Raw genomic sequence first — 8,009 nt, 5'->3', positions numbered from 1 at the left:
AGGGGGGAGCAAGAATTAGAACCCCCCCAGCCCCCCTTGGTAAGGGGGGAGCAAGAATTAGAACCCCCCCAGCCCCCCTTGGTAAGGGGGGAGCAAGAATTAGAACCCCCCCAGCCCCCCTTGGTAAAGGGGGAGCAAGAATTAGAACCCCCCCAGCCCCCCTTGGTAAAGGGGGAGCAAGAATTAGAACCCCCCCAGCCCCCCTTGGTAAAGGGGGAGCAAGAATTCGATCCCGCCTTTGTAGGGGCGGTGCCCCCGTGCCCGCCCCCTGGGGGAGAATTATCGATTGTCATAGCTATTGGGCCGGAGGGTGGATGGACGGATGGTGAGGTGAAAAGGGCGATCGAGTTTGGTTTTGAGCCTGTTTCTTTGGGGAGTAGAATTCTCAGAGCAGTCACTGCTCCAATTGTCGCTTTATCTTTAGTTGTAACCATATTTGAAAAGTCTTAATATCTCGAAAAGATTCAGAATACTTGATCGGTTTGGCAATCGCAGGTAAAATGTAAATGAGTAACTATCACAGGAGTAATATGTTACAGTCAGTAGAAGGCATATATCGAAATGGGAAAATAGAATTATTAGAAATGCCGGCAGACATAGAAGAAGCACAAGTTATTGTTACTTTTCTGCCCAAATCAGGGTTGATAGACTTACCATCTCGCGGTATCGATCGGGAACAAGCCTCAGATTTAAGGTTGCGGCTGACGAGATTTGCTCCTGATTGGGAACGACCGGAAATGGATGCTTACGATGCCTTATCATCGCGGTGATATCGTCCTGGTTTTGTTTCCCAATGCAGACTTGCGTACTGCGAAACGTCGTCCTGCTTTGATAGTTCAAGCTAATAATCTGGGGAATGGTTTTGGACAAACAATTACGGCAATGATTACTAGCAATTTAGTGCGTTCTGGACACCCAAGCCGCGTTTTTGTTTCCTTAGCAACAGCAGAAGGAAAACAAACGGGACTTTTAGCTGATTCGGTAATTATGACGGACAATCTTGTAACGCTTCTCGAAGTTGAAATCGATCGCAAAATTGGTGTTTTTTCAGATATGGGAGCAGTAGATGCAGCACTCAAGCATACTTTAGCAATCTGATAAACAGGGCGAATCGAATTCAGTAAATATGAAAACAAATTTTAAATTAATCAGGCCTACCCTTTATGCTCTAAATAAAAATTATCAAATAGGTGAGTAGACTAGGCATCAAAAAAAAGTCGAGAAACATAATAATTACTAATTTCTCTCTGCTCTCTCTGCGTTTTCTGCGTCCTCTGTGGTTAAATAATTCCGAATTATCCATTGCAAAACAACCAAAAATTCATAAAATAGGTAAAGTCAGAACCAATGAAAATAGAATTTAGAAAAGACCGATCGCGCTTTTGGTCAATCGCACTTTTAGCAACAGTCGGTACAATATCAGTTTTGGCACAATCTGGGCGCTCTGTCATAGCTCAGCAACTTAATTGCGATCGGCCCCAAGGAGATGTAGAAGTCAGAGCCTGTATTCGGTTGAGGTATGAACTCGCAGACAAGCGACTGAATGATGTTTACAAACAACTGATTGCTAATTTAAACGGGGAAGAGAAAGCGCTACTTGCAGAAGCACAATTAGGATGGATTAAAGTGCGAGATAATAGCTGCGAATTTGAAGTCTATAAAAATCGTGGCGGTAGTGGGTTTCAAGGTTTTTTAAATGAATGTTTGGAGCGAATGACTAAACAGCGTACAGCCGAATTAGAGAAATATTTGAAGGAAAGATGAAAAAGGGCGATCGAATATAGCAAGTCTCGATCGTTTAGGGCTGACGCACGGGGGTTCAGAAACCGGGTTTTTTTACGAAAATACTGCGTTGTCACCCGCAGATTCGGTAAAAAACCCGGTTTCTCTGTCGGAGTGCGTAATTCTTGTCATTTATACAAATTTGTAGGGGCGGTACCAAGAGTGCCCAGCCAAGAATGTCTACGCCCATAAATCTGGGCGATCGGGCTTAGCTCAAAACTTGGCTCTGTCAACGTCTGGCAACTTTATGTGAAGTTTTGTTACAAAAAGCGAGTGTTTTGCATAAAACTTGGGGATTGACTCTGATAGATAAATAGAGACTCAAGACTGTGGCGATTGTTGCGGTGGAGGGAGGGAATGGTGTATGGGGACAATCCGGCAAATAGGACATCTTAGCAAACAGGGAGGAAAAATGATTAAAGGGCGATCTATTTTTGGCTTGATGCTTAGCTTGACAATGGTAGGGTTTGGAGCATTCACCAAACCTCAACTTGCTGCAATGGCGAATCAATCTCTAATTGATAATATTGTCACAGCTAATTCTGGTGTGATAAATAAGCCGCAAATAGTTGCTCAAAAATCCCAGTCGGGGCTGATAACTTGGAGGGAATTTATAGAACGCGGTGGAAGACGTTTTGTTGACCGTGATTATGACTTGCCTAGTGAGTTTAGGAATGGATATCTTTACATTAATGGAGGAAACTATCATGTAGCTTATATTCTGAAGCAAGGTTTACCTAGCTACCCACCGATTAAATCGGAAATAATACAAATTGATTACGATTTGGGAGATAGATATGTAAAATCTGGCAAAGCAATTAGATTTTACTGGGGTAGCGGTACTGTTGGCGAACGCAATCGTAAAGTGAGAGTGGAAAAACCAGGGGAAGAATGCTTGGAATTTACTTGTTTGCAAGCTCCCTTTATGACGAAGCAGCAAATTAACCGAATTTTGCGCTCCGAAAGACGGATTTCTCAAAAAAAATGAGGCAAAGATCAAAAGACAATCGCCTATGTCAAAACAAGTAGCTAGAGAGCGATCGCACAAACAAAACATCTGAAAAAATAGAGTGTAAAAATGATGAAATATCGAGGTATGCAATGAACTATTTGATATTGGGATTAATCGGCATTCCTTTGTTGTCTGTGAAGGTTCTCGCGCAACATATCGGCTATCCTGTCGCTGCTTCAGTAATGATTGCAGCCAACAACGCGCCTGAAAAAGCGATCGATGAGTTAACAGACTCTATTTTCTATAACCTTTACCCACAACTAGACCGTCGCAAAATCCGCTCTAACGAAACGCAGTATATTAACGAATGGGCTGCTATCAGAAAAGTATTGATGGGTGATGGTAACTTGGTTTACGAGCGAGGCTGTGGGCCGAGTTATTGGTGGCATCTTTCCGAGTATGACACTCCGGGAAGAAACGGGAGGGAGATAATTGTATTCAGTCCCGTGCTGAACAAAGTAGCAGATGCAGTCTTTTATACTCGTCATCCAGAGTTAGGCTACCGCACAATAAAACCCTCAGAAACGAGACTAGCGTCGGAGTGGTCGAAAATTCGGCAGGGGGTTAGTTTGGTGCATCCTTGTTACTACTGAGGCTGAATATTATCTGCTACTTCAACGAGGAAAAATAATGAAAGGGCGATCGATTTTGAGCTTTATGATTGGTTTGAATGTTTTATTTGCTGGTTCTGAATCAGTTTTGTCACAAGAGCGAGAGCCCTGGATAAGTCAACGGACATCGACAGGACAATCGCAACAGTTAATCAGATGCGTGAGGTTTGATGGTAATGGTTTTTCTCCCATTTACATAGATAAAACATTAAAGGAAGCATTGTTTTCAATGACTAATCAACACACAGCTTTTGTCGAGAAGCAAGAAGGAAACTTACTATTTATTTCTCAATATGAAGGAGTTAATTTTCTAGTTAATGACAGTGGCGGTCGTAATCAATCCCCACCAGGCACATCAAATCCTCGGCGAGGATGGGTAAGAACAGGAGGGTTAGAGAATTTATCTGAGTCCAATTGTCGCAGCCTTTATCAAATTGCTACTATTCCGCCACCCGCTGTTTGCAACAATCTTAACAGCCAAGCCGATATCAACAATTGTGCGGCTGCTCGTTACCGACAAGCAGATCGCCGACTCAATGAAGTATACAAGCAAGTAATATCAAAGCTGAATCAACGCGAGCGAGAAAAATTGATTGAGGAACAATTAGCTTGGATTCAGCGACGCGATGCTAGTTGCAAAGACCCGGGCAGAGTAGGGCCTACGGGTAGTGCCTATTCCGGTGCTCGCAATTCTTGTCTTGCGAGTCAGACAGACCAACGTACAGCGGAATTAGAGAAATATTTACAGAAATAAAGGAGCAAGAGCGATGCGAAAGTTAAATAGTTTAACTAAATTTGCTGCTTTATTAATCGGCACAATTTTTATTTTTGTGTTTTGGGTAACATCAGTCAACGCTCAAGTGCAACTGACAGAGCGATCGAAATTAGCAATTAATGGCATCGGCCCGATTCGAGTCGGAATGACAGTTGATGAAGCCTCACAATCTGCTGGGATTAAATTAATCATAAGTGGGAGCGGCGGCCTGGACGAGTATCAATGTTCCTACGTTCAACCTAAAGGAGAACCAAAAGGAATTGCCTTTATGGTCACAAAGGGTCGCATTGCTAGAGTTGATATTTTTAGCAATAAGCAGATTACAACAATCAAAGGGGCAAAGATTGGAGATACTGAAGAGCGGATTTTCTCTCTATATCCGGGACAAATTAAAGCAACTAGACATCCTTATCAGGGACTCCCGCCCAGAAATGGAAAATATCTAACTTTCGTGCCTAAAGATGCGGCTGACAAAAACTACCGCATTATTTTTGAAACTGCCAATAATCGGGTGATGAGATTTCGTTCTGGTAAACTTCCTGAAGTTGAGGCGATTGAAGGCTGCTCTTAATACGGCAAGTAATTTGTGTTTTCGATATCAACTACAAAGGAGACAAAAAAGATGATGAAAAAAGGTAGAGTATTTTTCGGTGCAGTTGCAACATTGGTGATTTTAGGAGTTGGCTGTTTGGTCGAATCAAAGCACAGCATAGGGTTAGCAACGAAAACTAAAAGCTTACTAGCAGCAGGATTACCCGGTGAGTTGAAAATAGCTCAATCACAAGATCCATGTCCAAGAGGCCCTAGCGTTGCTCCAACTAAAGAAACTAGGAAAATTAGAGAGGAAAAATTTGGCTTCTCGTTTGATATTCCAACGAACTATCAAACTGAAAAAATGCAAGATAATACTCTGACGATAAGTTTATACAACCCTGCTGATATTCAATTATTAGAATGTGGCAAAAAAAATCGGTTACGTGGCTACGGTCATCAAACTTTACCTGTATGGGTGAGGGTACAACCAGCCACATCGGAAACTAGGCTGATTCCCGAACTAAATCAGATTACTTTCAGATTAGAAAACATTAGAGAAACCACTATTGCTAAGCAAAAAGCTTTTGTTTATATAGCCAAGTCTACTATGACAGGAAAAACAGATGCAGATAACGTAGAAACTTCCTTGTCAGCTAATTTTCTTACCCCTGACAAGCGAAACCTAGTTACTATTTCTACTTTTAACTACGGAGACAAAATTAGTGCTGTGGAAGAGAAAGTATTTAACATAGTGATCTCATCATTTAATTTTGTGAAATAATTGAATATAAGGAGAGGGAAGATTATGAAATCGCGATCTATTTTGGGCCTGATAGTAAGTTTTGCAATAACATCTCAAAGTGTTTTCACACAATCTATAGCTGTAGAATCTAAAAGAGATAGCGTTACCCCATCTCAACAGGAGGCAAGTGCAATCCTGCAAGCTATCTGCGGTCGAGATGATGTGTTTCCTAATCGCGAACGGGGTGGCAAATTAGCTTGTAGAAGCTGTCCTTCATTTACTGGAGTAGGTAGTAATAGAGGTTTTTTGAGTCAGTCACCGTTTACTCTTGAAAAAGTTGTGTATGGCAGTTTTACTCAAGCTGGTACTCGCGAGGCTTTAGCTGATTTTGATGGTTGCGAATCACACGGTCAATTTTACGGAGGAAGTGTACTGCTGCGACGTTCGAGTCAAGGGTGGTCAGCGTTGCGATATGAATCGGGGTTGCGCTCGAATAACTGCCTCAAATTTCCTAGTAAGAACGGTCGAGACTTACTCGTATGCCAGGGCTACTATGCACAAATGGGCCACTCTTATGATTGGCTAGATGCTATACAAATTGGCTCATCTGAAACCCAAAAAAGTCAGCAGATCCACCTAATTTCTAAAACAACTTTCAATCCTCCATTCTATGAAACGCGGATTGAAGGTTGGACAAGCCAGGACATAAATAAAGATGGTCATCCCGACTTAATTATTACAGTCAGAGAAGCAAAATCTGCTACTATGCCTCTTAATTTCAAGCCGAGATTTGATGCTCACCTTCCCAATCCTACGTTCCATCGACTGACATTTCTATTCGATGGTCAGTCGTTTCGTGCAACACCAGATACAGCACAACTCAAGCAGCGTATCGAACGTAAATAGATTTTTAGCAAGCTGAGAGGAAAAAATATGAAAGGGCGATCGCTTGTTAGTTTAATCATGAGTTTCGCAATAGTTGCAACTGGTTCATTATCAGTATTTGCAAATTCGGAGAGATATCCGACCGATGCCGAACTTCAGAAGTTGAGGCTGGATTTTGAGAAACAGATTGATTCTTTCCAAAAAACGAGCCGAAAAGATACTCCAGAAATTAACCAGTTGAGAGCTTTTAGATCGGCTTGGTCAAAAGTAGATCCGGGTGTGGTTCCTTTTCTGGGTGCGTACAGAGCATTAGAAGAAGGAAAATTTATTTATCCTTCAAATACCAAGGGTCGTGTTTGTATCATCGATACTGTTCTCGGTGGTTGGAGCGGAAATACAACAGAGCCTCACGGTATATTATTTACAGTTGGTTCCGTATCTAATGGAACAATCCGCACCACTAACAATCATGTATTTATTCAAAAAGGAGATTATTTAGGAAACACATACGTTCAAAAAGACGAAGCAAGGCTTTATGGTTATAGTCTGACAGGTTCATTAAAACCTCCAAGCGTTACACATATTCCTGGGTTCAACATAAACTACTTACCCGATTGGGTAAAGCAGGAAATAATTCAAAAGTTTAAGGAAGCTGGCTGTACGGCTTCTCTGCCAAACAGACGGTAGTATTTATAACGCTGAAACAATCAATACAATAATGAGGATTAAGTTTATGAGAGGGCGATCGCTTTTTAGTTTAATAGTAAGTTTAGCTATTGCTGGATCTAACTCTTGGCCAGTCTTTGCAGAGCTAAAACAAGACAGCGCAGCGACACCAAGCCCGATCGCACAACGACAGCCTAATTGCAATAATCCTCGAAGTGACATAGAGATTAAGGAGTGTATACGATTGAGATATGAAGCAGCCGATCGCCGACTAAATGAGGTTTACAAACAATTGGTTGCCAAATTAAGTCGTGAAGAGCGATCGCTACTTGCCGAAGCACAAAAAGGATGGATTCAATTGAAGGAAAACAACTGCGATTTTGAAGTTTATGGAAGTCGGATGGGCACGGGTTATCGAGGTTTTCTTAATGAATGCTTGGAACGCATGACCCAACAACGGACTGCTGAACTAGAAAAATATTTAAGATCAAGATAAGGAGAGAAGAGTTTATGAAAGGGCGATCGCTTTTAAGTTTAATAGTAAGTTTCGCAGTATTGGCGACTGGTTCCTTATCAGTATTTGCACAGTCTCAGCGATATCCGACAAATGTAGAGATTCAGAAAATTATTAGAGAATTTCAACAACGAGCGTCCTCGCCGCCTTACTCAAGAGAATGTTGCGGTGGAACGGAAGCGGATACACGCACAGCAGCTCAAAGACAGCCGCTAAAATCTTTTATTAAAGCTTGGTCGCAAATCGATCCAACAGTTGCACCTTTTCTGGGTTGGTGGGTAAATAATGATGGAGACATAGGCGTTTATCCATCAAATGTTAGGGGTCGCGTTTGCGTCATTTATGCTTCTCCAGGACCGAGCTATAGCAACCGCCAAGGCGGTTATGGCGTAAACTGAGAATAATCTTCTTTGTTGCGGAGCGATCGCACGTCATGCCCCAACCATACAGCTACGACCTACGTCAGAAAGTCATTCAAGCTATCCAAC

At 42.1% G+C, this 8,009-nt stretch carries 13 protein-coding genes; all 13 read left to right on the top strand.

Going from position 1 to position 8,009, the window contains the following annotated elements:
- The coding region (locus AAFP14_RS23075; RefSeq protein WP_341734528.1) for an RsmE family RNA methyltransferase at positions 1 to 450 on the top strand (450 nt) is incomplete at its 5' end.
- Positions 451 to 506: 56 nt separating this feature from the next.
- Positions 507 to 770 carry a hypothetical protein gene (locus AAFP14_RS23070; RefSeq protein ID WP_341734527.1) on the top strand — a complete coding sequence of 88 codons (264 nt, stop codon included), beginning with the start codon at positions 507 to 509 and terminating at the stop codon, positions 768 to 770.
- Complete coding sequence (locus tag AAFP14_RS23065) at positions 751 to 1,098, top strand: type II toxin-antitoxin system PemK/MazF family toxin (protein WP_341734526.1); 348 nt, start codon at positions 751 to 753, stop codon at positions 1,096 to 1,098. Before AAFP14_RS23070 ends, AAFP14_RS23065 begins: the two co-directional genes overlap by 20 nt.
- A 249-nt stretch (positions 1,099 to 1,347) precedes the next feature.
- Entirely contained in the window at positions 1,348 to 1,764 is a 417-nt protein-coding gene (locus AAFP14_RS23060) for a lysozyme inhibitor LprI family protein (protein WP_341734525.1), read from the top strand.
- A gap of 430 nt (positions 1,765 to 2,194) precedes the next feature.
- Positions 2,195 to 2,770: a hypothetical protein gene (locus AAFP14_RS23055; protein WP_341734524.1), complete on the top strand. Its 576-nt coding sequence runs from the start codon at positions 2,195 to 2,197 to the stop codon at positions 2,768 to 2,770.
- Between the two features lie 113 nt (positions 2,771 to 2,883).
- Entirely contained in the window at positions 2,884 to 3,387 is a 504-nt protein-coding gene (locus tag AAFP14_RS23050; protein WP_341734523.1) for a hypothetical protein, read from the top strand.
- Positions 3,388 to 3,424: 37 nt separating this feature from the next.
- Complete coding sequence (locus tag AAFP14_RS23045; RefSeq protein WP_341734522.1) at positions 3,425 to 4,159, top strand: lysozyme inhibitor LprI family protein; 735 nt, start codon at positions 3,425 to 3,427, stop codon at positions 4,157 to 4,159.
- Positions 4,160 to 4,172: 13 nt separating this feature from the next.
- Positions 4,173 to 4,751 carry a hypothetical protein gene (locus tag AAFP14_RS23040; protein ID WP_341734521.1) on the top strand — a complete coding sequence of 193 codons (579 nt, stop codon included), beginning with the start codon at positions 4,173 to 4,175 and terminating at the stop codon, positions 4,749 to 4,751.
- Between the two features lie 51 nt (positions 4,752 to 4,802).
- Positions 4,803 to 5,495 (top strand): hypothetical protein, encoded by a 693-nt coding sequence (locus AAFP14_RS23035; protein ID WP_341734520.1) that lies wholly within the window; start codon positions 4,803 to 4,805, stop codon positions 5,493 to 5,495.
- Between the two features lie 24 nt (positions 5,496 to 5,519).
- The gene (locus AAFP14_RS23030) at positions 5,520 to 6,362 is read left to right on the top strand and encodes a hypothetical protein (protein ID WP_341734519.1); all 843 of its coding nucleotides are present in this window, start codon (positions 5,520 to 5,522) and stop codon (positions 6,360 to 6,362) included.
- A 27-nt stretch (positions 6,363 to 6,389) separates the two neighbouring features.
- Entirely contained in the window at positions 6,390 to 7,028 is a 639-nt protein-coding gene (locus tag AAFP14_RS23025) for a hypothetical protein (protein WP_341734518.1), read from the top strand.
- 31 nt (positions 7,029 to 7,059) lie between these two features.
- Positions 7,060 to 7,503 (top strand): lysozyme inhibitor LprI family protein, encoded by a 444-nt coding sequence (locus tag AAFP14_RS23020; protein ID WP_341734517.1) that lies wholly within the window; start codon positions 7,060 to 7,062, stop codon positions 7,501 to 7,503.
- A 14-nt stretch (positions 7,504 to 7,517) separates the two neighbouring features.
- Complete coding sequence (locus AAFP14_RS23015) at positions 7,518 to 7,919, top strand: hypothetical protein (RefSeq protein WP_341734516.1); 402 nt, start codon at positions 7,518 to 7,520, stop codon at positions 7,917 to 7,919.
- The last annotated feature ends 90 nt before the right edge of the window (positions 7,920 to 8,009 follow it).

Origin of the sequence: Microcoleus sp. EPA2 (genome assembly GCA_020882975.1) — a bacterium.
Taxonomy (GTDB): domain Bacteria; phylum Cyanobacteriota; class Cyanobacteriia; order Cyanobacteriales; family Microcoleaceae; genus Microcoleus.
Note: the sequence above shows the minus strand (reverse complement) of the source record. Positions and strands in the feature narration are given on the sequence as shown.

Excerpts from the sequence above, each read along its gene's own strand:
- AAFP14_RS23070 (WP_341734527.1), top strand. The coding sequence starts at position 507 with ATGAGTAACTATCACAGGAGTAATATGTTACAGTCAGTAGAAGGCATA.
- AAFP14_RS23065 (WP_341734526.1), top strand. The coding sequence starts at position 751 with ATGCCTTATCATCGCGGTGATATCGTCCTGGTTTTGTTTCCCAATGCA.
- AAFP14_RS23060 (WP_341734525.1), top strand. The coding sequence starts at position 1,348 with ATGAAAATAGAATTTAGAAAAGACCGATCGCGCTTTTGGTCAATCGCA.
- AAFP14_RS23055 (WP_341734524.1), top strand. The coding sequence starts at position 2,195 with ATGATTAAAGGGCGATCTATTTTTGGCTTGATGCTTAGCTTGACAATG.
- AAFP14_RS23050 (WP_341734523.1), top strand. The coding sequence starts at position 2,884 with ATGAACTATTTGATATTGGGATTAATCGGCATTCCTTTGTTGTCTGTG.
- AAFP14_RS23045 (WP_341734522.1), top strand. The coding sequence starts at position 3,425 with ATGAAAGGGCGATCGATTTTGAGCTTTATGATTGGTTTGAATGTTTTA.
- AAFP14_RS23040 (WP_341734521.1), top strand. The coding sequence starts at position 4,173 with ATGCGAAAGTTAAATAGTTTAACTAAATTTGCTGCTTTATTAATCGGC.
- AAFP14_RS23035 (WP_341734520.1), top strand. The coding sequence starts at position 4,803 with ATGATGAAAAAAGGTAGAGTATTTTTCGGTGCAGTTGCAACATTGGTG.
- AAFP14_RS23030 (WP_341734519.1), top strand. The coding sequence starts at position 5,520 with ATGAAATCGCGATCTATTTTGGGCCTGATAGTAAGTTTTGCAATAACA.
- AAFP14_RS23025 (WP_341734518.1), top strand. The coding sequence starts at position 6,390 with ATGAAAGGGCGATCGCTTGTTAGTTTAATCATGAGTTTCGCAATAGTT.
- AAFP14_RS23020 (WP_341734517.1), top strand. The coding sequence starts at position 7,060 with ATGAGGATTAAGTTTATGAGAGGGCGATCGCTTTTTAGTTTAATAGTA.
- AAFP14_RS23015 (WP_341734516.1), top strand. The coding sequence starts at position 7,518 with ATGAAAGGGCGATCGCTTTTAAGTTTAATAGTAAGTTTCGCAGTATTG.